The following is a 26,502-nucleotide window of genomic DNA, read 5'->3' as shown; positions in this document are numbered from 1 at the left end:
ACAGGAATAATTTAACAGAATTGCAGCAACCAGTCTGCCAAGCGGAGTTTTCGATGGTTTAGTACAGAATCCAGAAGCTGACCGACCCTGGTATACGATGTTAGCCTGGAACTTAGACACGATTTCAAGCTAACATTTCTATCAGTTCAATGCGGTTACCGAACGGATCGCGGAAGGAAAATCGCTTCCGGTCGGGTATGAGGCTGTCCTGCCGGATTGCAATTCCATTCTTTTCCAAAATTTCCCGCGCCGCATCCAGGTTCTTCACCTCAAATGCAGGATGCCGCTGCGACTGCTCCGAAGGCTCCTCTGCCCGGATATGGAGCTCAATATCGCCCATGGCAAACCAGATAGCGCCATTCGGAAGCGGATAGCCCGTTTCTCTCAGCTCTTTCAAACCCAATACACCGCCGTAAAATTCCCTGGCGGCTTCTTCTGCACCGGGAGGAATGCACAGCATGATGTGATTCAGTCTTTCAAATTCAATTTTCATATTCAGGAGTGTTTTTTTTCCAATCGCTTCACAAAGGACCTTTACTAGCCTCGAGGCCGTCTTTCCAAACCGCTTCAATTTTGCGCGTGTTTTTGATATCATTAGCAGGGTTAGCACTCAGAATGATCAGATCGGCTTTTTTGCCACGCGTCAGTGTGCCGAGCTCATTGTCAATTTTCAACGCTTTTGCCGCATTTTGAGTTGCAAGCATAATGGCCTGAACTGGGGTAAGGCCCGCCTGGACCATCAGTTCAAGTTCCAGATGTTCTGTGAAACCCTGCGTCCTGATCGGAAATGCGCCGGAATCGGTGCCGAGCGCGACGGTAATGCCCGCATCCACGATTTTTTTGAGGTTAATTAATGCTGTTTTAAATGCAGCAGCATTCCGTTCATAGTCAGCAGATGCCCGGACTTTTTCTGCGTAAGCCGGATCGGTAACCATTTCAAGCACGCCCGGTTCCAATGATTTTATAAAAAAGTCATCATTGATCCAGTCCGGCTGACTGGCGTAGGCAAACTGATATTCGTCCAGTGCAAGTGTGGGGATGTATATGACGTTCTTCTCCTTCATTTTATTCAAAAGCTCCGCATCCACCGTCCTGTCGCGAATGCTGTGGGCGATGATATCAATGCCAGCCTCGGTCAGGAGCCGTGCGTCTTCTGCATAAAACAAATGTGCTGCCACGCGGATATTGCGTTTATGCGCTTCGGTGATAATGGCCTGGTATATTTCGGGCTTCATTTTCTGAGCATTGCCGCCATGATCGTCCACCCATATCTTCACAACCGTAGGTTTAAGCGGAACCAGCTTATCCAGCATGGCGGGCACTTCCTCAGGATTTTCCGGGCGGAAAAGCAAGTTCATCCATGAACCCGGGTTGGGATCGGGTGTATTGAAGCCGTACCCTGCCGAAAAGAGGCGAGCGCCCGGAAGCAAACCCGCCACCGTCGAATCCCGCATGCCGTCGAAGATCAAAGGCCTGTCGGTGCCCATAGCAAGCACTGCATTAACTCCATAATCCTGATATTTTTTGAGCTGGCGCAGCACATTTTCTCTCGTGTAATTTTCTGCCGAAGAAGTTGTCCCCAGCAAAGTGCCGACATGCGCATGCGCACATATCAGCGACGGGATTACCGTCTTCCCTGTCAGATTAATCTCCTTCGCACCGTTCAGTTTAATGTTGGATTCTACCGCGACCACCCGGCCATCCATGATCAGAATGTCCGTATCCTCGCGCGGCTCTTCGCCGGTGCCATCGATCACCGTCGCGTTCTTCAATATAATGGACTGCGGCTGACTGATGGCAGAAAATCCGGTTACCAGCAGCAGAAGTAAGAAAAAGTGATTGGCCTGATTTTTCATAAAGAAGCATTTTTGAAATCTTGCACTATAACCGTACCGAACCATGTAATAGCTTTCAACTGGTATAGCTTTTGTATAAAACGGAGAATCATTTTTGAACGTCAAAGTAAATTATTTCAACCTAAATTCTTGTAATCATGGCAAAGTATTCAAAAAAGGCCGGAGAAAAAGTAGAGGAAGCGATGCACGAACAAAAAGAAGGAAAACTGAAAACAGGTTCGGGTAAGAAGGTGACATCCAAGAAACAAGCCGTGGCCATCGGTTTATCCGAGGCACGGAAAGAAGGCGCAAAGGTGCCGAAAAAGAAGGATTAATTTCTTGCTCTAATTTCTATACGATCTTATCTGATATTGCTGAAAATGTGACATTTTGCGTCCTAAATACGCATTCTACATGAAGATGTCGAAGTAGCTCTGTTTTGTTACGAAAAGTATTATAAACTATCCTGTTGTAACCGTTAAAGTAATTAAATAAAAGCTATATTGTACGGATATATGTATTTGTGACACCGACGCTTAATTGTAAGGAATTTTGATTAATGAATACATCAGGTAACGCAATGTCCGAGGAACAGGGCGGACCCAATAATGCAAGCGACTTTCAGCTCTTTCAGACTTTCATGGGTAGTCATTCCATGTATGTCGTCCGTACAGATATTGACGGAAACTATATCTTCCTTAATGATTATTTCTGCAATTTCTATGGCGTGCAACGTGAGGAGCTTCTAGGGCACTCATCCCTCATGGGCGTGGTCAATGAAGATATAGAAAAATGCCTCAGAGTAGCTGAACTATGCCTGCTAAGTCCGGGCAAGCCACATTCCGTAATTCTCAGAAAACGTTCTAAACACAACACAATCGCCACAACCCAGTGGGAATTTACTGCCCTGAAAGATGAATCAGGCACGGTAAAGGAGATTTTTTGCCTGGGTTATGACATCACGCAGAAGATCAAAACAGAACAGGACCTTTCTGTATTGGTGTCCAATGTCCAGGACGTTCTTTTTACATTATCTCCAACGCTGACATTCACTTATGTTTCGCCAAGCTGGACAAGAGTATATGGGTATCAGATCAAAGAAACCCTGGGCCAATCCTTTACAGACTATATACATCCCGATGACCTGCATTTGTGTACAGCTTCCCTTTTAAAGGTCGTTGAAACCAATACGCCCATCCGCGGCGGGATAGAGCACCGCATCCTGCATAAGAACGGAACGTGGTCCTGGAGTAATACCAATGCGAGCATCGACGCCCGGGGCAACGAAATTATCCTGACCAGCCACAACATTACCGAGCTTCGCCGCTCCCGTGAAAGGTTGAAAGAACTGGCTATTGTTGCTTCTAACACAACGGATTACATAGTGATAACCGATAGCAGGGGATTAATCACATGGGTAAACAGGGCATACGAGAACCAGACCGGCTATACCCGGCGCGAAGTGAAAGGCCGCCGACCGGTGGATCTCCTGTGCGGCCCTAAAACGGATATGGCCACGGTCGAGACAATCAATAAGGCCAGCATAGAAAAGAAGGTCATTCAGGTTGAAATCTTGTGTTATAAAAAAAATGGGGAATGCTACTGGGTTGACTTGAAGATTACACCCGTTTTTGACAATGAAGGAAACTGTACGAATTACATTGCAATAGAGAGGGACATTACCGCGCGCAAGAAGTCGGACGACGAAATGCGGCGGATGAAAGATCTTCTGGAACAAACAAACAGCGTTGCCCGGATCGGCGGATGGGAACTGCATGCCAAAACGGGTGAATTGTATTGGTCTTCCATCACAAGACAGATACACGAAGTAGACGAAGATTTTTTACCGGATGCCAACACGGCAATTTCATTTTATAAAGAAGGCGCGAGCCGCGATGCCATCAATAGGGTGGTGCTGGACGGAATTACCCACGGAACGCCCTGGGACATTGAGTTGCAGCTGACTACTTCAAAAGGCAATGAGATCTGGGTCAGGACGATAGGCAAGTCCGAAATGGTGGATGGCGCCTGTGTGAGACTTTACGGGGCATTTCAGGATATAACCAGCCGCAAACGCTCAGACGAGGCTATCCTTGATTCGGAAGCTAAGTTTCGCAGTCTGTACGACTCCACAAGCGACGCAGTAGTGCTGCTCGATAGGAAGGGATACCTGGATTGCAATCAGGCCGCATTGAGAATGTTTAATCTGGATTCGATTGACAATCTGATCGGTAAAACGCATGAAGAGCTCGCCGCTGCAACTTACACATCCTACGACCAGCTGGCCGGCATTGCCAAAGAGAATCTTGAAACGGCTTACGAGATCGGGAGCCATCGTTTTGAATGGGTATTCAAGCGGTTTGGGCCTGACACGGACAGTTTCGTTGCAGAAGTGCTCCTGAATCTGATCAATGTTAACGACTCCCAGATCATACAAGCGGTGATCAGGGACATTACGCAGCGAAAGCACGCAGAGCTGGAACTGCTGGAAGCACGCGAACAGGCTGAATCAGCGAGCAAGCTTAAATCCGAATTTCTGGCCAATATGAGCCATGAAATACGGACGCCGCTTAACGGCGTGGTTGGATTCACCGATTTGCTGATGAAAACGCGCCTGGACGAAACGCAGCAGCAATACATGTCCATGGTTTTCCAATCCGCCAATTCGCTGCTGGAAATCATCAATGATATTCTCGACTTCTCTAAAATCGAGGCCGGAAAGCTGGATCTTCGCTATGAGAAAACAGATCTGCTGACAGTCTGCGGGCAGGTAGCGGATATGCTTACTTACCAGGCGCAGCAGAAACATCTGGAAATGCTTTTAAACATTCCGGCAGATATTCCGCATTATGTGCTGGCAGATCCGTTGCGTCTGAAACAGGTTTTGGCAAACCTGCTTAGCAATGCAGTGAAATTTACGATCGACGGGGAGGTAGAGCTGCAAATAGCATTGCTTGGCCGCAATGATGATGAAGTGGCCATCCGTTTTCTGGTGCGGGACACCGGGATCGGGATTGAGCCCGAAAACCAGCGTAAGATATTTGATGCTTTTTCCCAGGCGGATTCTTCCACGACAAAACGATTTGGCGGCACAGGTCTGGGCCTTACCATCTCTAACAGTCTGCTGGAATTAATGAACAGCCGATTGCAGCTCAGCAGCAAGGCCAATGAAGGCAGTATTTTCTTTTTTGATGTAACATTCAAAATCATCCCGGACGGGGACGAGTTCTTCTGGGACAATACGGACAACATCAGGCGTGTCCTTGTGGTGGACGACAATGTGCATAACGGAACTATCCTCACCGACGTCCTGATCAACAAAGACATTGATTCCGATTTTGTTTCTAGCGGGCAGGAAGCATTGGAAAAATTATTTTCGGACGTGAAATATGATGTAGTCCTGATGGATTGCCAGATGCCGGAAATGGACGGCATTGAAACGATACGTAAAGTCCGCAACAGCAATGATCAGGATTTGAAAGATTTACCTATAATCCTGCTCAATGACTCTTTTGAAGAGGAAACGCTCACGGCTGTAATGACTGAGCTCAACGTTCCGCGTTTTCTGGTAAAGCCTGTCAAGATCAAGCAGTTGTTTTCGATGTTGTCGCGAATACATACCAAAAATCAGCCCACCCGGCAACTAACCGTCGACACTGCGAACAGCCTAAGTACCGAAACATCATCCGACGCCATTACAGTGCTGATTGCCGAAGATCACAAGATCAATATGTTGCTGGTAAAGACCATGTTAGGAAAGATTTTGTCCAATGTGACCATGATCGAAGCCGTGAACGGGAGAGAAGCCGTCAAACTATATGCGGAAACAAATCCTGACATCATATTTATGGATATCCAGATGCCCGAAGTGAATGGTTATGAAGCCACGCAGGAGATACGCAGGATGGAATCGGGCAGAAGGATCCCAATCATTGCGCTTACTGCGGGAACAGTGGTGGGCGAGCGGGAGAAGTGCATTGATGCGGGAATGGACGATTATCTCACCAAACCCGTCGTGAAAGATACATTGCAAGAAACCATTGTGAAGTGGCTCCTGCAACGTTCGGAAGTCGAGGTAAATTAAAAATGGGCCATAGGGCCCATTTTTAATTTACTATTATCCGTTAACAACTTGCCCACCGTTCGGGTGCAGCACCTGTCCGCTGATGTAAGAAGCATCCTCACATGCCAGGAAAACATACGACGGAGCAACCTCAGCAGGCTGGCCCGGACGCTCCATAGGCGTGTCTTTTCCAAATTTTTCTACTTTCTCCGCATCAAATGTGGCCGGGATTAGCGGCGTCCAGATCGGACCGGGCGCTACTGCATTCACCCTTATTTTCTTCTCTGCCAGCGCCAGTGCCAGCGATCTTGTATATGCAACAATTGCCCCTTTCGTCGAAGAGTAATCCAGCAATGCAGGGCTGCCGTGATATGCGGTTACCGATGTTGTATTAATAATGTTGTCACCTTCTGCCAAATGCGGCAATGCAGCTTGTGTAAAGAAAAAGAATGAGAAGATGTTGGTAGCAAAGGTTACGTGGAGCTGCTCGGCAGTGATCTCCCGGATATCTTCCTTGGGATGCTGTTCAGCAGCATTATTTACCAGAACATTCAACTTTCCAAACTCGCTGACAACCTGCGCAACAGCGTCTTTACAAAATGACTCGTCACGAATGTCACCCGGAACGAGCAGACATCTTTTTCCTTCTGCTTCTACCAATGCCTTTGTTTCCTGCGCATCCTGGTCTTCTTCCAGGTAGACGATCGCCACATCCGCGCCTTCCCGTGCAAAATGAACCGCTACCGCTCTTCCTATCCCGCTGTCTCCACCGGTAATCAGTGCCGCTTTGCCTTCCAGCTTGCCGCTTCCGCGGTAGTTATCCCGGATTATGACAGGAGCCGGATCCATAATGTGTTCAATACCAGGCTGCGAACCTTGCGTCTGTCCTTTCGTATCTATGTTGTAATCCATGGTTTAGTAATGTTAATGTTTCTAATTATTGTGAATGCGGCCTATCCCTAAAACCATGTGCCAGTGAATCGAACGGGCGTGGTTTTCAATGTTTTTTCCAAAAAATCTTATTAAATATCTGCATGAGCAATGTTTTGCACAGTGTTCATGCGCGAAATATGCCTTCATGCGCGCGCTCATGCATTCGGCACAATTCTAATAGCTGATTTCATGCATTGGGCATAAACTAAAGAACATGGATACGAAAAAGTAGTGATGCTCGACGGCAAGCCGCTCCAAGATTTCCATTATGTAGACAATGGCACAATGGCCATTACCGGCATCAGCAAGGCCGTAGCCGACCTTCCAGTTTGCATTTCAAAGGTTTTATAGCTTACTTTCTGTGGCTGGTCGTGCATTTGTTCTCTTTGATCCGCTATCGGAACCAGGTGAGAACTTTTTATAACTGGACGGTTGCGTTTGTTACCAGAGATCAGTCACTGCGCTTCATCATGGATGCAAAGCCCGACAAATAAATTATGATCAATACGATTGCTGAGAAGACAAAATATCCATTCGAGTGGCTGGATATTACAGACCCCAATGAGGAAGAGTTGAAACAACTTACCGAGGCTCATTCACTCCATAAATCCTCCATCAAAGACTGGTTGCAGCCTGACCACCTTCCCAAATATGAAAAAGTCGGTGATTACGTGTTCATCATTTTCCGGCTCCATTCCGAGAAGGTCGGCCCGGAAGCAGATACGGTTCCGGAGCTGACCGATAAGGTTGCCATTTTTATGTTCCAGGAAAAAGTAATCACCTTACACCGTAAACCGTGGGACGCGCCAAATTTCATTGCCGAAAATCAACTCGAACAACATCAATGCAAGGACACATTACATCTTGTGAATGAGATCATTAAGAGCTGCCTATCCACCTATGAAGCGCCTTCTGTGAAACTGACGAGTGACATTGAGTTTTACGAGGAAAATATGTTTCTCAAAAACCGCAGGCCTTCTTTATTAAAGGGCCTGTATTATCTCCGACGCAGGGTGGAAGTGACGCGCCGCATCATCATGTTATCGCATGAGATTGTGGACAAGATGGATGCTCCTGATCATTCCAATGCCTATACACGGGATACGAGGGATCTTTTTGTCAAAATGCAGAACATTTATGACACGCTTTTTGAAAATATGAATCAGCTGGTCATGATCTATTTTTCAATTTCTTCCCAGCGTACCAACGAGATCGTTCGCGTTCTTACGCTGTTTTCAGTGTTTTTTATGCCTTTAACTTTTATCGTCGGTATTTACGGCATGAACTTCGACTTTATGCCCGAGTTGCGGATGAGATATGGTTACCCCGTTGTGATGATTGTTATGGGGCTTATCACGGTTGCAATTTATGGCTGGTTCAAAAAGAAGGGCTGGTTGTGAGCTCGTTATGAAGGAAATATTTATTGCAAAAGCTGTCGCATTACACCCAACCTATGAATGATATCTTTACCAAAACATTGAAATACGCGTTCCTTTCTGCCCTTTTCTGCTTGATCCACCTTGCTGCCTGGTCTGCTGTCATTCCTAAGGCACCGTCAGCGCTGGCGGCCACTGCTATTTCTGCCACGCAAATCAATTTGACTTGGGTCGATAATGCGGTTAACGAAACTGGCTTCGAGCTGGAACGATCGACCGACGGTCTGAAATTTGTGAAAATCACGGACCTGGCGGCCAACGTCAAAATATACCCGAACACAGGCCTTACGCCGTCAACGAAATACTGGTTCAGGATTTTGGCCAAAAATGCCGCCGGCAAATCAGCTTACAGCAACATTGCCAATGCAACCACATTCCTCGTTGCCCCAAATGCTCCTGAGAACCTGAGTGCGGTTTCCGTTTCCCCGACGCAAATCAATGTCAGTTGGGTGGATAATGCATTGAATGAGAGTGGTTTTCAGTTGGAACGGTCGCTGGATGGCGTTGCCTTTACAAAGCTCGCAGACCTTGCACCGAACATTAAATCATTCCAAAACACAGGCCTTAACCCAGCCACTACATATCATTATCGCGTTCGCGCCATCAATGCGGCGGGCGCTTCGGCATATAGCAATGTGGATTCGGCGACTACGGATAACATTCCGGTGCCCGATAGGCCCGAAAACTTTTCCGCCATTCCTATCGCGCCGGATGTTGTGCAATTGAGCTGGGCCGCCGTGTCTGCCAATGCCAAAGAAGTCGTCATAGAACGTTCCAAAGACGTTACCACACAGTTTGAACAGATCGGAAAAGTGGCCGCAAATGTGCTGCAATTCCAGGACACCGATTCGCTGGCCAACACCAATTATTTTTATCGGATCAAGGCCGTTAATGCGGGTGGAAGTTCGCCTTACAGCCTTATTTCTATTGTTTTAGCCAATGCTATCATTACCGGCAGTGAGGCTCCGATGTCGGATTACGTTATTTATTCATTCCAAAAAATGCTGGTTATTGAATTAAAAAGGCCTGTGGCCGCACAAATGCAGCTCTATAATGCCAGCGGAATAAAGCAGATGGACACGAAAATAACAGCATCTTCGCGCACAGACCTTTCCAGGTTCACCACTGGCATCTATATCGTTCGCATTCAGACAGGTAAAGAAGTAATATCACGAAGAATAGTGCTTTTTGACTAAAATATCCTAAATCCTGAAACATGAAATCCGCTAAATACCTGCTGCTGTCAGCATTCGCGCTGATCATTCTTTCCCCTGCCTCAGCATTTGCTCAGAAAAAGAAGAAATATATCGTGAATGCGTATGTAGGCGGTTTTCGCGGCCTGGTTAAGACAGAAGAAATTGACGCCGAAAAGCTGACCCACATCAATTACGCATTTGTGAATGTGCAGGACAGCCTCGCAGTGCTGACCAATCTGGCAACGGATTCCACCAACTTTCGCAAGCTGAACGAAATGAAAGCAGCCAAAAATCCGGATCTCAAAATCCTGATTTCCATCGGCGGATGGGCTTGGAGTGAAAACTTCTCGGATGCCGTCCTAACCGAAACTTCCCGAAGAAAATTTGCCAAATCCAGCGTGGACATTGTACGTCAGTTCAACCTGGACGGCGTGGACATTGACTGGGAATATCCTGCCATGCCGGGAGAAGAAGGAAACATATTCCGGCCCGAAGACAGGCAGAATTTTACATTAATGTTCAAAGCCATCCGCGAAGAACTGGATCTGCTGCAAAAAGAAAAAAGCCGGGCTTATCAACTGACAACGGCAGTAGGAGGCTCGAAATCATTCATCGAAAACACCGAAATGGGACTTGCACAGCCATTTTTGGATTATGTTTTCATCATGACTTATGATTACGGCGGGAAAAACGGGACCGTCGGCCACCACACGAATTTATATGATTACAACCCGGACGGTTCCTCGGCCGACCGCTCCGTAAAGAATTTCATGGCGGCAGGCGTTCCGGCAAGCAAGATTGTGCTCGGCGCTGCATTCTATGGAAAAGGCTGGGAAGCCGCAACGGCCAACAATAACGGACTGGGCGAAAAACGCGTAAAATCCGTGCAGGGAGGCGGTTATACCAAGCTGAAAGACACATTGATCAACCAGAATGGCTACAAAAAGTTTTACGATAAAAAAGCAAAAGCACCCTATCTGTTTAATGAGTCGACCAAAGTGTTGATTACTTACGAGGACGAAAAGTCAGTGCGGGACAAATGTAAATATGTCAAAAAGAATAAGTTGGCCGGCATTTTCTTTTGGGAATATTTTAACGATCCAAAAGAATACCTGATCACGGAGATCAGTAAAAACCTGGACTAGCTGACCAGGTTAAGCAAATCCTTTTTCGTCAAAGTTTTCAGGACGGAAGCATCCGTTTTTACCAGATCGTCGGCGAGGTCCTTTTTGGATTCTTGTAATTCTAGGATTTTTTCCTCAATCGTCCCCGGGCAAATGAGGCGCACGGCGATCACATTTTTCTTCTGCCCGATGCGGTAACTCCGGTCAATGGCCTGATTTTCAACCGCCGGGTTCCACCACGGATCAACGAGATAAACGTAATCCGCCTCTGTGAGATTCAATCCCGTTCCGCCCGCTTTCAGGCTGATCAGAAACACGCGAATGTTCGCATTGTTTTGAAAATTGTCAACCCTTGCAGCCCGGTCCTTCGTCTGGCCGGTAAGATATTCAAACTTGATCCCGCGCGTGACCAGCTCTGCCTTGATCAAATCCAGCATGGTCACGAACTGTGAAAAAACCAGGATCTTATGCTGCGTGGATTTACTCTCAATCTGTTCCAAAAGCGTGTCGATTTTGGCCGACGCATTGCCATAATAAAGGTGGTCGTTCAACAGGGCAGGAGAGTTGCAGATCTGGCGCAGTTTGGTAAGCCCTTGCAACACATGCAGGCTCTCGCGCGCAATGTCGCCTTCGTTTTTTGTATTTAGAAATGTATAAAATTCGAGTTCATAAGCATTGTAAACCTTGCGCTGCTCTTCGCCCATTTCGCAGTAAATCACCATCTCCGTCTTGTCCGGAAGCTCGGTTGCTACTTGCTTTTTGGTCCTCCGCAAAATGAACGGATCAATGCGTTTTTGCAGTTCCCGCGCCCGGTCATTGTCCTTGAAACGGTCAATAGGCATGGAAAAGTGGTTTCGGAACTGTGTTTTGTTGCCTAGCAAGCCCGGGCAAGCAAACGAAAGCTGGCCATAAATGTCGAATGTATTGTTCTCAATCGGCGTCCCCGTCAGCACAAGCTTATTCCGGGATTGCAATAGTCTAGCGGCTTTATAGCGCTGTGATTCAGGATTTTTGATGGCCTGCGACTCATCGAGGACAATGTAGTTGAAATAATATTTCCTGAGGAAATTGACGTCCGAAAGCAACGTGCCATACGACGTCAGAATCACCTCGTAATTATCAAAGTCAGAAATGGTCTTAACCCGGTCCGCGCCGTAAATGGTCAGGACTTTGAGCGACGGGGCAAACTTTTCGATTTCCGCCAGCCAGTTGAATATCAGGGACGTAGGGACAATGATCAGGTTTGTGTTTTGAACCTGCTTATTTCTTTGCGTTAGGATGAAGGCAATGATCTGCAAGGTTTTGCCCAGACCCATATCATCCGCCAGGCAGCCGCCAAACCCGAATTCATCCAGGAAATTCAGCCAGTTAAGCCCCTGTTTCTGATATTCGCGCAATGACGCGTTCAGATCTGCCGGCACTTCGACGGCTTCAATCGATTCAAAATCGGCAAAACGGGATTTATAGAATGCAATCTGCTCTTTCACTTCATTACTAAGCGCCTCAGCATCATACATTTCACTCACCGAAGCAAAGTTCATCTTTGATGTCTGGATAACATCCCCGACAATTTCACCGGCTTCAAAAAATTTGGCAAATTTCTCGATCCATTCATCTGGCAAGATGCCCTGTGAGCCGTCGTCCAGCTGCACATATTTCGTTCGGTTCTTAACGGCCTTATGCAGATTTTTTAAGGTAACCTTTTGATTTCCAAAGCGCACACCCGCAGTTGTATTGAACCAGTTTATGCCGCTGATCACATGCACAGACACTTGCGCGCGGTTCGGATTAAGCCGGATTTTTGTTAGTTTATCAAATCCGAGCACCGTTATTTTCTGATCTCTCCATTCCTCAAATGTGTTCAGAAACCAGGACTCGTTCAGGAAGCGTTCTTTATACAAATAAAAGAATTCCCTGCCCAGCTGATCCTCAAAATCAGGATGTTGGCGGATAATAGCGCTTGCGAACCGAAGCTCTTCACTTTCATCTCGTTGCACGCTGAACGGATTGCCGTGCGCATCGACCGAATAAATTTGTTTCTTGGAAAAAACAGGCACTTCTACACGTCCATATTTCATGACGGGCGTGATCATTACATAATTCCCGAAATCTTCCAGGTAAATGATCTTCTCATTTTCGAGATGAAATCCCTGTTCTTCTTTCTGAGCCTGCGTGGCCGGTTTCAGATACGAATAAGTGATCCGGATCTTCGATTCCAGCTTCGAAAGCAGGTTTTGTCTGAATTCTTCAAACTTCGAGTTATGAATGATAATTTTTTGATTATGCTGGCTGAAAAATTCAACGGTTTTCAAAATGTCCTCATTATCAATTAAATGCAAAGCATCCAGATACAACACAAAGTAGTCGTAACGCATCTTGACTAATTCCAGGTCCAGAGAAACGCCGTTCAGGCTCAGTTGGCCCGAAATCTGGAAAAACGGATCTTTTCGGTCAATGTTCAAATGCATATCAACGGGCGATTTTTCCAGTTTTACCAAAACCAGGGACGCTGCGCTGACATTCTCGGAAATCAATGGGTTATGGTAAAAAAAGTCGAGTCCGTGCGGATTTTTGACAATGCTTTTGAGTCCCGCTATATCGGTATCGACCTGCTTTTTTCGGAAATTATTCTGGAAAGAAGCAATGGCCGTGTAAAACTTGATCACGTCCGCGTCGTGCGTTTTCCATATCGCGTCCAGCGGATTTATTAATGTAAGCGGGTTTTTAAGCTTTCCGTCGCGCGTGGTTGCGGCTTCATGGATCTCGAAATAAAAATGCTCGTAATACTTATGCTGACCAATGACGACGATTGTTTTCGAATTCTCCTTCGGCACTTCTGAGCCCGGAATGTCGATAGCAGACTTGTTAATCCATTGGTTCTCTAAAAACGAAACCGACGACGCGCTGATCGGGATCAGCTCTTTCATCTTGGGCTTGATTTCCAGCTCCCTATTCATGTAAATCAGCTGAAAATAAGCATCCAGGTCCGCCTCATTCTCTAAGCCATAATCCTGCGCAACAACTCGTATTTTGTCAAATCTCAGCTTTTTATCAAAAAATGCACGCAGGTCCTTTCTGTTATTAAGGTTATACAGAACCTGGATCTGGTGCTCGCACAGCCGTTTTTTAGGCTTATTGCATTCACAATAGACAGTCAGCGAATGACTGTTTTGCCTGGCTACAACTTTACAATGGTCGGTTAATGCTTCGGGGATTTTAAATGAAGCATAATCCACATCAATTTCGTGCGGTTGGATGTCAAAGAAGCCTCTCCGGTCGGTGGCCGGCAGTTCAGCGCTGTTCTGCAGAATGTGTGTGGTTGTTAAATCTGCGAGATTGAAATCCTGAAAAACAAAGTTGTGGGCTGGCTGGTTTTCTGCGTCGGCAGGGGCATTCTGTTTCATATGGCAAATTAATGAACTATTTTGCACATTCATTTTAAATCATTCTCAACATGGAAATCGGACTTGCTGCTGATCACGGCGGATACGAACTGAAAGAGTTCTTGAAGACCTATTTAATCGAAAAAGGGCATCATATAACAGATTTTGGCGCCTATCAAATGGATTCCAAGGACGATTATCCGGATTTTGTGATTCCATTGGCCAATGCCGTTGTGAAAAAGGAAGTGGAACGCGGCATTGCTGTTTGCGGAAGCGGCGTGGGCGCTTCTGTGGTGGCTAATAAAGTTGCCGGCGTTCGTGCAGCGTTGATTAATGACCACTTTTCGGCCCACCAGGGTGTGGAAGATGACGACCTGAACTTGCTTTGTCTGGGCGGTCGCATTACCGGGAATATGGTTGCGCAGGAATTCGTGGAATCTTTCCTTAATGCGCGTTTTACGGGAGAGGAGAGGCATTTACGTAGATTAGGAAAGGTTAAGGCATTAGAAAAATGAGTGTAGGATTAAATTTTACAAAGCTTACCGCTTTCTTTTTATTTATTTCAACGGCCTTCGCCAACGCGCAGCAGCCGTCCTCTGGCTCACCGCAGGCCGTTCCACTCGACTCGGTGTTGTCAGTAAAACCGGATAGCGCCGTAAAGCCTCCGCCTCCGCTGTTCGACACAATTCGTTACCGCTTTATTGGTGATGGGAATTTTGCGCGGGGGAATGTGAACCGCAGCCTCGTCGTGCTCAGGGCAGAACTCACATTCAGCGGCCCAGCTATCAATGTAGCCACCAACCCGCGTTTTACATACGGAAAGCAAAGCGGTATCCTCGCGGAAAGAGATAGTTATGTTGACCTTTTCGTAGACGTTTTCAAAAAGCGGAGAACCTATGCATTCGGACTGGGTGCTCTGGAAACCAGCAATCTGCGCCGCATCGATCTGCGCCAGATGGCGGGTGCGGGAGTAGGTTACCGCCTCATCAGGAATAAATCCAATGACATGAGCCTGACGAATGCGATCCTTTATGAATCCACCAATTTCCAGGAAATCTCAACGGTGACGACCATAAGGAATTCATTTCGGGTAAAGGGCAAGCATTCGCTGTTACAGGATAAAATCCGGATCAACCACCTTACATTCCTGCAACCGGCTCTGAATGATTTTTCAAACCTGCGTTGGAACACCATCATTTCTTTCGAACTGCCTCTGAACAAATGGGTTACATTGCGGACGAGCTTCGAAAACTCTTATGAAAGTGTGGTAGAAGCCACCCGCAAACGCAACGATTCCCGGATCACATTCGGGGTTTCAGTAGGGAATAAATAAATGCGCAGGTCGGCCTGCTCTTGTCAGGGAAAAAGTGGGATAATGGTGTCCATGATTGCGGTACATTATATATGCATAAAATGTGCTTTGTATATCATCACAACTTTTCAATCCTGACATGAAAGAATCAGACGATAACCGCCGCCAGTTCATCCGGAATTCAGTAAGCACAGCCGCAGGCATCATGTTGTTGCCCGGCCTGGCGGAAAAGGCTTCTGCCTCCGCGCTGGCGCGTTCTGTGAAAGAACCATTAACGCCTAATATGCCACCCAGAATTAAATTTTCCGTGATTGGAATGAACCACGGCCACATTTACGGTCAGGTGGAGGCGGTTACACGGGGTGGCGGAGAGCTGGTTTCGTTTTATGCCAAAGAAGAGGACTTGTCTGCCGCATTCGCCAAGCGTTACCCGCAAGCCAAACAAGCAAAAAGCGAAGCCGAAATTCTCGATGACAAGTCTATTCAGCTCATCCTAAGTTCCGGTATTCCCGACGAGCGCGCACCGCTGGGGATTCGTGTCATGAAAAGCGGAAAGGATTATATGGTCGATAAACCGGGCATAACCACGTTGGAACAGCTTGCGCAGGTGCGGAAAGTGCAAAAGGATACCAAACGCATTTACTCCATCATGTACAGCGAACGTTTGGAAAACCGCGCGACAGTTAAGGCAGGAGAATTGATCAAAGAAGGCGTGATCGGAAAAGTGGTGCAAACCATCGGTCTCGGGCCACACCGCATGACGCCCAAATCACGTCCCGAATGGTTTTTTGATAAAAAGCGCTTTGGAGGCATCATCTGTGACATTGCATCGCACCAGTTTGACCAGTTTCTTTTCTTCACTGGATCTACAAAAGCCGAAGTTGTCGCCTCACAGGTTGGTAATGTCAACCATCCGCAATATCCAAAGTTCGAAGATTTTGGTGATGCAATGCTGCGTGGCAACGGAGGCACCGGCTACATTCGTGTCGACTGGTTTACACCCGACGGCCTCAAATCCTGGGGCGATGGCCGCTTGACCGTGCTAGGCACCGAAGGCTACATCGAGATCCGTAAAAACATCGACATTGCCGGCCGCGAAGGCGGAAACCACCTTTTCGTAGTCAATAACAAGGAAACACAATACATAGATTGCAGCAAAGTAGAACTTCCCTACGGCCGCCAACTCGTAGACGACGTCCTCAACAGAACCGAAACCGCCATGTCGCAGGAACATTGTTTCCTGGCCACGGAGCTTGCATTGAAAGCGCAAAAGAACGCGCAGAATGTAGCGGCTTTGAGTTGATCAGTTTGTGTCTAGACTGAGAATTTGAGATATTTAATCCTACTATTGCTTGTACAGTGTCCAGTTACACTGTACATTTGTTTTTATGATCATCAGCATCAGTAGTAAGCCTTTACGTTTGCTTTACCAGAAAGGGGATGGGACAAAACTTCCTGCTTCTCAATTGGGTAAGATCAATCTGATAATGACGTTACTGGATGGCGCGGCTGAACCGGAAGATATGGATTTTCCAGGCTCTGGCTTGCATAAGTTATCAGGCGAATATAAAGATTTCTGGTCTGTAAAGGTGAATGCTAATTATAGGATCATCTTTAAATTTACAAGCAAAGGCGTCGCTGACGTTGATTATCTGGATTATCATTAAACAGAACTCAACAATGGAAGACAATAAAGTAAAAGGCCCGATGAAGAATCCGTTACACCCCGGACAGGTGTTGAAGCAAATGTATTTGGAGCCGCTTAATCTTACTATTACGCAAGCTGCGGAAGGATTGGCAGTGGACAGAAAAACATTGTCTTACCTGGTAAACGGAAAGCAGTCCGTGTCTGTCAATATGGCTTTGAGGCTGGCTGAGGCGTTCAACACGACACCGCAGCTTTGGCTTAATATGCAGCAGAATTACGATTTGCGCCAAGCAGAGAACGCTACCAAATTGGAGAAGAACTATACAATTCAGCACTTTTGGGAGCCGCAGAAGGCGGCTTCCCAAAAGACTGTGTGAGGTGCTTCATGTCACTCGACAACGCTTCAAAGTCCTCATCGGACAATGTAATGTTCGCTGCGCCCATGTTTTCTTTTAAATGTTCCAGCGAGCTGGTGCCGGGGATAAGGAGAATGTGTGGAGCTCGTTTCAATAGCCAGGCTAACGCAATCTGTGAAGTTGTAGCGCCGTGCTTCTCGGCGATCTGTGCGATTTTGGATTGTAGCTTGTTCGGGCCGGATGCGAGCGGATACCACGGGATAAATGCCATTCCTTGCTGCTCGGTGTAATCAACGACTTCTTCCCATTTGCGGTCGCCCAGGTTGTACAGGTTTTGAACAGAAACAATTTCAATCACTTTTTCAGCGCGCTGAATCTGCTCGACATTTACTTCCGACAAACCCACAAATCGTATTTTGCCCGCATTAACCGCCTCTACAACAGGTGCCAGCGTCTCTTCAACCGGGAATTTTGGATCGAAACGGTGCAACTGCCAAAGGTCGATTTTCTCAACTTTTAATCTTTTCAAACTCCCGTCGATGGCTTCACGGATGTGTTTTGGATCGCCGTTGGTGACCCATTGATTTGGGCCGGTCCGATCAAAGCCGCCTTTTGTCGCGATTAGCAGGTCGAGCCGATAGGGGTGCAATGCATCTGCGATCAGGACTTCGTTGGTATGCGGGCCGTAAGAATCGGCTGTATCGATGAAGTTTACTCCTGCTCCAACGGCAGCTTGTAACACTTTTTTGCCATTTTCCCGATCAGCAACTTCGCCCCAGACGCCCTTGCCTGTAAGCTGCATGCCGCCATAACCCAGTCTTTTTATCTCAATTTCTCCGCCAACGCGGAATGTCTGTGCAATGGATGTGCTCATGGTTTGTGATTTGTTAAAGATTATTAAGCATTAACCCGCAGTTTGATGATTTGATTCGCCATGATCCGCATGTTAATGCCTAATTATTTGAGAAATCACAAATGTCACGCCTGGGCATAAGTTGGCACAGTTTTGTTCCAAATCATTTAAATCAATGTTCAGAAAAAATGGAAACCACAATTTACGAAGATCAGGCAAAAGCACTGGTCGCTGAGATGAAGCAACTAATTGAAGCAAAGGGGATTAATAATGGTAATGCATTGGAAGAAGCAGGCCTGAGCCAGGAAATTGCAGAGAAAATCTTTAATGGCGGGCAGTTGCCAAGCCTCTCGGAGTTCCTTGCGTTGTGCCAGATTTCAGGGATTTCATTCCAGTTACCGACTGTTGAAACGCCGAATACGCCGATGTAAGCGGAGAAGGAGGCTGCGTTACTTAGCCACTTCAAAGCTGCATCACCTAGCCACTTCAAAATTGAAATCGCCATTCATGACCAGCCTCGCGTCGGTGGTTTCAGGGTTGCCGGGGATTTGCAGTCCTTTGATCTTGGCGGTTTTGCCTTTGCTTAGCAGGTCATATACATGTTTGTCCGTAAGTTTTTTACCTAAAAACTCAAACGGAATTTTAAAACCGCATACGCTGAAATTGGAACAGCCGTAAGCGGTTTTTCCTTTTTTGAGCAATTGCTCTTTGCATTTTGGGCACGTAAGCGCTTCAATGTTGATTTCCTCCTTTGGCTCTTTCGGCTCGCGGGGTTTGGCGGGCTTCTTTTCTTTTTCCTCTTTCTCGATCACAACCGGCACTTCTTCGGCAATGCTGATGGCACGTCCGCGGTTATTCTTCACTTCATTGGTCAGCTCCACAACCATCTGGATCAGCTCTTGTTTGAACGTTTCCATCGAATAATCGCCCTTTTCAATCAGCCGCAGTTTCCGCTCCCAGTTTCCGGTGAGCTCGGCACTTTTCAACAGTTCATTCTGAATGGTGTCAATGAGGTCAATGCCCGTTTGTGTGGCCAGAATGTTCTTCTTTTTCTTTTCAATATAACGCCTTTTGAAAAGCGTTTCGATAATGTTGGCGCGGGTGGACGGCCTTCCGATGCCGTTGTCTTTCATTAGCTCGCGCATTTCCTCATCCTCCACCTGCTTCCCGGCCGTTTCCATGGCTCTCAGCAATGTGGCTTCCGTGTAAGCTTTGGGCGGCGTGGTTTTTCCCTGGTGCACGCGCGGCTCGTGCGGGCCTCTTTCGCCGACTTCGAAGTTGGGCATCAGCTTTTCCTCTTCCGCTGCCTCTTTTCTCGCGCTGGCATCATTGGCATAAACAGCCCGCCAGCCCGGTTCCAGAATCTGCTTCCCTGTTGCTTTGAATTCAACTTGTCCCACCATTCCCAGCACCGTTGTGTTTGAAACCTTACATTCCGGATAGAAAACGGCAATAAACCGGCGGGCGATCAGGTCGTAAATGCGCTTTTCTTCCGAGCTGATGTTACCGGGCAAAACGCCGGTAGGAATAATGGCGTGGTGATCCGTTACTTTCTTATCATCAAAAACCGTTTTTGATTTTGGGATTGGTTTTTCCAAAAGCGGCGCGGTCAGTTGCGCATAGTAAGTGAGCTGCCTCAATATGCCCTCTACTTTGGGATGCAGATCTTCGGAAAGATAGGTTGTGTCGACCCGCGGGTAAGTCACGAATTTCTTTTCGTAGAGATTTTGAATGTGCTTTAATGTATCCTCGGCGGAATAGCCAAACTTTTTATTGGCTTCCACTTGTAGTGAAGTCAGGTCGAAGAGCCTTGGATTTCCTTCTTTTCCTTCCTTTTTTTCAAATGATGTTATTTCAAAATCGTGCAGCAGCAAATAGGCGAGGCCTTTTTTTGCCTTTTCTTCACTCCTGATCCGGTCAATGGTTGCCGTAAATTCTGTTTCGCGGTAAATGGTTTTTAATTCCCAATATTCTTCCGAGATAAATGCATTGATCTCCTTCTGACGCTGCACGATCAATGCGAGCGTAGGCGTTTGGACGCGGCCAATGCTCAGGACGACCTTTCCCTGACCGAATTTTTTGGTAAAAAGGCGTGTCGCGTTCATGCCCAGCAGCCAGTCGCCGATGGCGCGTGCGCTGCCTGCTGCATATAAGTTGTTGTAAAGTGCGCTGTCTTTGAGTTTTTCAAAACCCTCGCGAATCGCTTGTTCGGTAAGCGAAGAGATCCAGAGGCGTTTCACGGGAACGGTGCATTTGGCTTTCAGTAATACCCAGCGCTGGATGAGCTCACCTTCCTGGCCCGCATCCCCGCAGTTGATCACTTCCTCGCATTTGCTGACCAGACTTTCGATCACCGCAAATTGCTTCATCGCTCCCGCATTATCGATCAGCTTGATGCCGAAACTGGATGGGATCATGGGAAGGTCTTCCAAACGCCATGATTTCCAGCGTTCTGTATAGTCGTGCGGTTCTTTTAATGTGCAGAAGTGACCAAAAGTCCAGGTGACCTGATAACCATTCCCCTCATAATAACCGTCCCTGCGCTGATTGGCCCCGATAATTCCCGCAATGTCTTTGGCAACACTTGGCTTTTCAGCAATACACAATTTCATAGCTGCAAACTTACTCGATTGAGCCGCAAAGTTTATAAAAACACCCGAAAAACTGACCGGATAATCAATCGGTGAAAACTATTTAAAATTATTTTCAAAATATTTTTTGGCAGTGGGAGCTTTTTGGGTCAAAAAATTGGCAAAAATGGCTATTGATAAAATACACTCCGAATTTTATTCTGATTAAAGATCACTTTGCCAAATTGTATCTTATCCTTTTTAATTGGATTGTTCTAAGATTGACCGTTGGCCTAGCCAAACAGAATTAAGTGAAGTAAAAAAAGCAGCTTTTAGGTTACTATTCAAATTCTAATCTTTAAATAATTATATTTTAAGAAGCTGTATAAGCGGATCTTAAACTTCAAATTATGATCATTTCCGCCGAATGCCGTAAAGCACATTGTCTGCTTGAACGTTTGTATTCAGATAATTGTAGTATATTTGTACAAGAATTAGAGACAAAAACAGAACAAAAAACGTAAACACTATTAACAATGAAAAATACAAAAAACATTTTCGCAGCAGCCTTGATGGCCTTGACTTTCGTAACTTACGCTAACGCTAATACCACTGCATATACAGTTGAAGAAAAAGTAAAAGTTTCTGGACTAAGCAAAGCACTTCCAGCTTCACTTCCCGTTTTGGAAAGTCCGGCACCACAGAAAGCAAAAAATTCGATTGACACCAACAATCACAGTGCATCACAAAAAGCAGCTATCGTAGGCCTACAATTGAAAAGCACTACGAAGTAATTAAAATCAGCCTTAATTTGAGAAGGCTTTACGGAGAAAGAGAAAGTTAAAGAGGGGGATTATTTCTCCCTCTTTTTTTGTGCATTAACCTATTCGCGGACGCCGGTTTTTTGCCATCTGAGCAAGCCTTGACGGATGTCGGCCAGGATCTGGTAATCATCTTTGACCCAGTTGCCCGAATTATGTTTGGTATGCTTTGCAGTGCGCAGGTAATTTTCAAACAACGCATAGCATTCCATTGCATCCTCGCGCGAATGAAAACTGTCGATCCACGCTTCCGGCACTTCGTTTTTGGGCACAATGCCGATGCCTACATTATAGACCTTAATAATCCCTTTGGAGAATTCCCACGAAATGTAATCCTGCTCCCGCGTGTAAGCGGCCCTTAATATGGATGCATTGTGGCCAATGTAATTGATCAGCCGGTCATAAATTTTATCCTTCGTTTCCGGCGCGTCCGGTTTAATACGCCAGGCATTGTTTTGAACGGAAAAAGGATCTTCCATATATCTATCTATCGGCTCACCATATTGGGCCAGCGGCAGGCTGTTTCCCGGCATGAACTCTACCAAAAGTCGCTGTTTTCCCGAAGGCGACGTTTGTATAATCACTTTCAACTCCTCCGTTTTGCGATTGGCCGTCAATAAAAGCGACTGGTCATTTTCGTCATAAGAATATTGGCCGAAATCGTATTTGCCATCTTGATAAACACGGGTGAAAGTGCTGTCGGGGAAAAAGGACATTAAAACCTGATCCATGCTGCCGGTCACTTTTAGCAGGCTGCGATCTTTATTCGGAACGGCCGAACTGCCTCTGAATTTAGCAAACCGCCAGCTTCCAGCCAATTTTCCCTTATTCAGGATCAGGGGGTTAATGTTGGTGATCCGGCCCTGGTAACTTGCATCTTTTTTTTGCTTCACGCCACGGTAAATGATCCCATGAAAGTCCATCATGGTAATCAATATAAGCAGCCATATCATTTTGATCAACGCCATGACAGATCGAAACCTAAGTTTTTAATGTAGCCTTCCTGAAAGGTTTAAGAGTATTTCCAGAAGGTTTTGTGCTTATTCCTGTCATTCCAAGCCCTTTCACCAACCATTACCTGATTGTAAAACCTATGCAAATCATAAGGTCAGCCCCGCTTTTCCTCATTTTCCTGTTGCTCAATTTCGGATATAATTTAAAAAATCCCGCGAAGGAAATCAAAAAAAATGTGGTTGCGGAAAATTCCCTTTCTGCCGTTCAAAACGAAGCGGAAGAGACCATCAGTATATTTAATGGAACAGATAAAAAGCCGATTTTAGTCCAGAATGCGAAGGCAAATTTCCGCCCTTACCTGCACCCGATTGTCGCGCCGGACGGAAAAGGCGTGCTTACCGAATACAGCCCGGGTCATCACAAGCATCAAACTGGCATTTACTGGGGTTACACGCGCGTGAACAGCCGCGACTATTTTCATCATCCAGACGGCGATTATTGGAAAAGGGTTTCGGCAAAAGTGGTTGAAGCAAAAGGAACCGAAGTCAAATGGCAAACAGTCTATAATCTGCTTGATTCGACTGGGAAGGCTGTTTTGACCGAAACCCAGAACTGGTCCATGCGTTTCAAAGACGGCAAATATCTGCTCGATCTCGAATGGAATGGCGAGGCACAAACGGATGTGACCATTGGAAAATATGATTACGGCGGCTTGTTCGTCAGAATGCCCTGGAAGGAAGGCATTAAGGGCGAGGTGATCAATGCTGCGCGGCAAAAAAATGAAAAAGCAGAGGGCCAGGCCGCCATGTGGGTGGATATCGGCATGCAGGTGACGGGCCGCGATAACCTCGCACACATTGCGATTCTGGATCATCCTGAAAATAAAGGTTATCCCCAAACCTGGCGCGTTGACCAGCAACTGGGCGCTGGTCCGGCGAGGGCAAGAAAGGCCGATTGGCACATTAAAAAAGGAGAAACGGAGACAATCAAGCATGAACTCGTCATTTACACCGGCGAGCTGAATGATGTGGAATTAAATAAAACATTCGGCGAATTCATCGGCAACAATGGCACTTATAACACTGCTGCATTGTGGGCGATTGCCCAAAAAGAGGGTAGGGAGGCCAAATTCCTGAGTGCGCAGGAGGCAGTTGCTGCTATGACAATTAAAGACGGTTTTCAGGTAAATGCCTATGCTTCGGAACCTATGATGACGCAGCCGATGGCGTTCTGCTGGGACGATAAGGGGCGAATGTGGATTGCGGAAAACAAGGATTACGAGTCGAGGGGAAAAGGTTTTTCAAATGCAGGCGACAGCCGGATTCTGATCCTGGAAGATACGAATGGAGATGGCGTTGCCGACAGCCGAAAGGTTTTCATGGAAGGCATTGCATTTCCATCCGCGATTGCAGTAGGTTTTGATGGCGTTTTTGTAGGCGCTCCGCCGAACCTGCTTTTTGTGCCGGATAAAAATGGTGACGACAAAGCCGATATGGACAATATTGAAGTGCGCCTGACAGGCTGGGGCATCCGCGACCGGCACGAGACATTGAACAGTTTTCATTGGGGTCCCGACGGCTGGCTATATGGTTTGCAGGGTTTTGCCACGCCTTCCAAAGTGGGAAAACCTAAGGATAAAGGCAAGCTTTACAAGCATAAGGACCCGTTTCCCGAGAATTTTGAGGTGGAAGATGGCGTCGATATCAATGGTGGCGTGTGGCGTTACCATCCTACCAAAGCTATTTTTGAGGTTGTAGCACATGGTTTCAGCAATCCTTGGGGCATTGATTATGATGCAAAAGGCCAGTTGCTGATGACGGCTTGCGTGATCCCGCATTTATGGCACGTAATCCCGGGCGGCATTTACCACCGGCAGGGCGGACAACATTTCAATCCGTATGTTTATAATGATATCAAAACCATAGCCGATCACACGCACCGCTCGGCGCATGGCGGCGCACGGGTTTACTTGTCCGATGCTTTCCCGGAGTCTGAACGCGGGAAAATTTTCATGGCCAATATTCACGAGCACGGCATCTTATCAGACATTCTAACACCCAAGGGCTCGGGGTTCAGCGGGAAGCACGGCGATGATTTTATGATGGCCAACAATGCGCAATGGGTTGGTTTCAGCATGGAAATCGGGCCGGAAGGTGGCATGTATGTCCTCGACTGGCACGATGCCGACATTTGCGGATCGGATGTTTTGAACTCAGAAACAGGCCGGATTTTCAGGATTATGCCAAAAGTTTCCAATGCAGAAAACTGGAAAGGTCGCTATGATGATCTTGGCAAAATGTCTGACATGCAACTGGCCGATTTGCAAACCAGCAAAAGCGAATGGCACGCACGCCGCGCCAGGATCATTTTGCAAAACAGGGCTGTGAAAGGCAAGTTGTCCAAGGATGCGCTTGAAAAACTGGCGAACATTTATGCAAAAGATAATAACGCAGATTACAGACTCCGTGCCATGTGGGCTTTGCAGGTTACGAATGCTCTGAATGCTGATCAATTGATGAAAGCATTGGACGATAAAGACATCTATGTTCGCGCCTGGGCCATTCAATTTTTAACGGAAAACAACAAGCCTTCACAGGAAGCGGTTGCCAAATTTGTAAAGCTTGCCAAAGAAGATCCGTCTCCTGTTGTGAGACTTTATCTCGCGTCCGCATTGCAACGCATGGATCCGGCGCAGCGGTGGGGAATTGCAGAAAATCTGATCGCCCATTTAGCTGACGCCGAAGATCATAATCTTCCGAAAATGATCTGGTATGGCATTGAGCCTTTGGTTAAAAACAATCCTGCGAAAGCATTAGAAATGGCCGGGAAAAGCAAACTTTCAATGGTGACGCAATACATTGCGCGCCGGGCGGTGGATGCGGATGCTGTGGAAACGGTGGTAGCGGCGATTGGAAAAATGCCTGCGAACCATGTTGTTATGATGGAGGGAATGCGTGACGGGCTGGAAGGCCGCACAGACATTAAGACGCCTGCAAACTGGAAAGCTGTTTTTGCCAGCCTAAAACAATCCAGCGAGCCTGCTGCAACGCTGGCAGTGGAAATATCCCAGCATTTCGGCGATACGGAGGCGGCAAAGGGCTTTTTGGCAACACTTAAAAATGCGAATGCACCCGCAGACCAGCGCCGCAAAGCGTTACAGGCACTGGCAATCCGGCAAAGACCGGAATTACTCGCTGAGCTGTCTAATTTACTCATTAATAAGGACTTGAAGCTTGATGCGATCCGTGCTATGGCCGGGTACGACAGCGAACCATTAGGCAAGCTGCTGATTGAACAATATCCGAAATTCAATGCAACCGAAAAAGCCGAAGCCATTCAGACATTGGCATCCCGGCCAAAATCAGGCTGGTTACTCACCCAGGCCATTTCTAAAAATGTGATTCCCAAAAAGGACATTCCTACTTACGTTGCGCGGCAGCTCAGAAGGGTGGTAGGAAGCGGTTTTGTGGAAGTTTGGGGGCCGATTGACCATGTAGCTTTTGATGAAAAGGCCTATAAGAAATACAAAACTCTGCTAACCGACAAGAATGTTTCCGCGGCCAGTCGCAACCAGGGACGCATGATTTTCCAGAGAACTTGTGCGCCGTGTCATAAGCTCTATGGTGAAGGCGGCATTATCGGCCCTGAACTTACAGGCTCGAACCGTGCGAATCTCGATTATTTGCTCGGTAACATTCTCGATCCGAGTGGAGAAATTCAGGACGATTACAAAATGGTTGTAGTTACCACGCGTGATGGCCGTACTTATGTGGGCAACATTGCCAAGGAAACGGACCGGCAGCTGACATTACGCATTGTTGGGCAGGATGCGGTTGCTATCAATAAATCAGACATTCAGACGCGCGAGGTGACGCCGGTTTCCATGATGCCCTCAGGGCTTCTGGAAGCATTGTCGGATAAGGAAGTGACTGAGCTGGTAGCTTATCTGAGAACCACAGCGCAGGTTGAACTGCCCAAATAAATGGCACGATACCAGTAATTTATTGTAATAGATCTG

Annotated in this window: 20 protein-coding genes; 13 read left to right on the top strand and 7 right to left on the bottom strand. The window is 46.9% G+C overall.

All coding sequences use genetic code 11. From position 1 onward, the window contains the following. Positions 1-124: 124 nt before the first annotated feature. Positions 125-493: a VOC family protein gene (locus tag G395_RS0112070; RefSeq protein ID WP_026630267.1), complete on the bottom strand. Its 369-nt coding sequence runs from the start codon at positions 491-493 to the stop codon at positions 125-127. Between the two features lie 28 nt (positions 494-521). Next, on the bottom strand, positions 522-1,856 hold the full coding sequence (locus tag G395_RS29310; RefSeq protein ID WP_035361150.1) for an amidohydrolase family protein: 1,335 nt from the start codon (positions 1,854-1,856) through the stop codon (positions 522-524). 137 nt (positions 1,857-1,993) lie between these two features. Between G395_RS29310 and G395_RS32410 the strand changes: the two genes are divergently transcribed. Next, on the top strand, positions 1,994-2,170 hold the full coding sequence (locus tag G395_RS32410) for a DUF6496 domain-containing protein (protein WP_169720032.1): 177 nt from the start codon (positions 1,994-1,996) through the stop codon (positions 2,168-2,170). 245 nt (positions 2,171-2,415) lie between these two features. Then, positions 2,416-5,919: a PAS domain-containing hybrid sensor histidine kinase/response regulator gene (locus G395_RS29305; protein ID WP_051350138.1), complete on the top strand. Its 3,504-nt coding sequence runs from the start codon at positions 2,416-2,418 to the stop codon at positions 5,917-5,919. A 33-nt stretch (positions 5,920-5,952) separates the two neighbouring features. On the opposite strand, the gene G395_RS0112050 is transcribed toward G395_RS29305, so the two are convergent. Further along, on the bottom strand, positions 5,953-6,810 hold the full coding sequence (locus G395_RS0112050; protein ID WP_026630266.1) for an SDR family oxidoreductase: 858 nt from the start codon (positions 6,808-6,810) through the stop codon (positions 5,953-5,955). A 518-nt stretch (positions 6,811-7,328) separates the two neighbouring features. On the opposite strand from G395_RS0112050, the gene G395_RS0112040 reads away from it, so the two are divergent. Genes G395_RS0112040 through G395_RS0112030 form a run of 3 tightly spaced genes read left to right on the top strand, consistent with a single transcriptional unit; the run spans position 7,329 to position 10,608 of the window. Continuing rightward, entirely contained in the window at positions 7,329-8,231 is a 903-nt protein-coding gene (locus G395_RS0112040; RefSeq protein WP_026630265.1) for a magnesium transporter CorA family protein, read from the top strand. Between the two features lie 53 nt (positions 8,232-8,284). After that, positions 8,285-9,463: a fibronectin type III domain-containing protein gene (locus tag G395_RS0112035; protein WP_026630264.1), complete on the top strand. Its 1,179-nt coding sequence runs from the start codon at positions 8,285-8,287 to the stop codon at positions 9,461-9,463. Between the two features lie 20 nt (positions 9,464-9,483). After that, positions 9,484-10,608: a glycoside hydrolase family 18 protein gene (locus G395_RS0112030; protein WP_026630263.1), complete on the top strand. Its 1,125-nt coding sequence runs from the start codon at positions 9,484-9,486 to the stop codon at positions 10,606-10,608. Here the strand turns inward: G395_RS0112030 and G395_RS0112025 are convergent. Further along, complete coding sequence (locus G395_RS0112025) at positions 10,605-13,991, bottom strand: DEAD/DEAH box helicase (protein WP_026630262.1); 3,387 nt, start codon at positions 13,989-13,991, stop codon at positions 10,605-10,607. The genes G395_RS0112030 and G395_RS0112025 overlap by 4 nt on opposite strands. 50 nt (positions 13,992-14,041) lie before the next feature. Between G395_RS0112025 and G395_RS0112020 the strand changes: the two genes are divergently transcribed. The 5 genes from G395_RS0112020 (at position 14,042) to G395_RS31685 (ending at position 17,307) form a co-directional block, all read left to right on the top strand. Then, positions 14,042-14,485: an RpiB/LacA/LacB family sugar-phosphate isomerase gene (locus G395_RS0112020; protein ID WP_026630261.1), complete on the top strand. Its 444-nt coding sequence runs from the start codon at positions 14,042-14,044 to the stop codon at positions 14,483-14,485. After that, the gene (locus G395_RS0112015; RefSeq protein WP_084439585.1) at positions 14,482-15,303 is read left to right on the top strand and encodes a DUF481 domain-containing protein; all 822 of its coding nucleotides are present in this window, start codon (positions 14,482-14,484) and stop codon (positions 15,301-15,303) included. The genes G395_RS0112020 and G395_RS0112015 overlap by 4 nt, the downstream gene beginning before the upstream one ends. A gap of 118 nt (positions 15,304-15,421) precedes the next feature. Beyond that, complete coding sequence (locus G395_RS0112010; protein ID WP_026630259.1) at positions 15,422-16,585, top strand: Gfo/Idh/MocA family protein; 1,164 nt, start codon at positions 15,422-15,424, stop codon at positions 16,583-16,585. Between the two features lie 85 nt (positions 16,586-16,670). Next, positions 16,671-16,949, top strand: coding sequence for a type II toxin-antitoxin system RelE/ParE family toxin (locus tag G395_RS0112005; RefSeq protein ID WP_026630258.1), 279 nt, complete (start codon positions 16,671-16,673; stop codon positions 16,947-16,949). 13 nt (positions 16,950-16,962) lie between these two features. Continuing rightward, on the top strand, positions 16,963-17,307 hold the full coding sequence (locus G395_RS31685) for a HigA family addiction module antitoxin (RefSeq protein ID WP_084439583.1): 345 nt from the start codon (positions 16,963-16,965) through the stop codon (positions 17,305-17,307). On the opposite strand, the gene G395_RS29300 is transcribed toward G395_RS31685, so the two are convergent. Beyond that, positions 17,231-18,160 carry an aldo/keto reductase gene (locus tag G395_RS29300; protein ID WP_211237772.1) on the bottom strand — a complete coding sequence of 310 codons (930 nt, stop codon included), beginning with the start codon at positions 18,158-18,160 and terminating at the stop codon, positions 17,231-17,233. The two genes, G395_RS31685 and G395_RS29300, sit on opposite strands and share 77 nt — an antisense overlap. A 167-nt stretch (positions 18,161-18,327) precedes the next feature. Between G395_RS29300 and G395_RS0111995 the strand changes: the two genes are divergently transcribed. Continuing rightward, on the top strand, positions 18,328-18,570 hold the full coding sequence (locus tag G395_RS0111995; RefSeq protein WP_026630257.1) for a transcriptional regulator: 243 nt from the start codon (positions 18,328-18,330) through the stop codon (positions 18,568-18,570). 42 nt (positions 18,571-18,612) lie between these two features. On the opposite strand, the gene G395_RS0111990 is transcribed toward G395_RS0111995, so the two are convergent. Continuing rightward, on the bottom strand, positions 18,613-20,751 hold the full coding sequence (locus G395_RS0111990; RefSeq protein WP_026630256.1) for a type IA DNA topoisomerase: 2,139 nt from the start codon (positions 20,749-20,751) through the stop codon (positions 18,613-18,615). Between the two features lie 494 nt (positions 20,752-21,245). On the opposite strand from G395_RS0111990, the gene G395_RS0111985 reads away from it, so the two are divergent. Continuing rightward, on the top strand, positions 21,246-21,503 hold the full coding sequence (locus G395_RS0111985) for a hypothetical protein (RefSeq protein ID WP_026630255.1): 258 nt from the start codon (positions 21,246-21,248) through the stop codon (positions 21,501-21,503). Positions 21,504-21,592: 89 nt separating this feature from the next. On the opposite strand, the gene G395_RS0111980 is transcribed toward G395_RS0111985, so the two are convergent. Continuing rightward, positions 21,593-22,498: a hypothetical protein gene (locus G395_RS0111980; RefSeq protein ID WP_026630254.1), complete on the bottom strand. Its 906-nt coding sequence runs from the start codon at positions 22,496-22,498 to the stop codon at positions 21,593-21,595. Between the two features lie 125 nt (positions 22,499-22,623). On the opposite strand from G395_RS0111980, the gene G395_RS0111975 reads away from it, so the two are divergent. Continuing rightward, positions 22,624-26,466 (top strand): PVC-type heme-binding CxxCH protein, encoded by a 3,843-nt coding sequence (locus G395_RS0111975; RefSeq protein WP_026630253.1) that lies wholly within the window; start codon positions 22,624-22,626, stop codon positions 26,464-26,466. The last annotated feature ends 36 nt before the right edge of the window (positions 26,467-26,502 follow it).

Origin of the sequence: Dyadobacter alkalitolerans DSM 23607 (assembly GCF_000428845.1) — a bacterium.
Classification (GTDB): Bacteria; Bacteroidota; Bacteroidia; order Cytophagales; family Spirosomataceae; genus Dyadobacter; species Dyadobacter alkalitolerans.
Note: the sequence above shows the minus strand (reverse complement) of the source record. Positions and strands in the feature narration are given on the sequence as shown.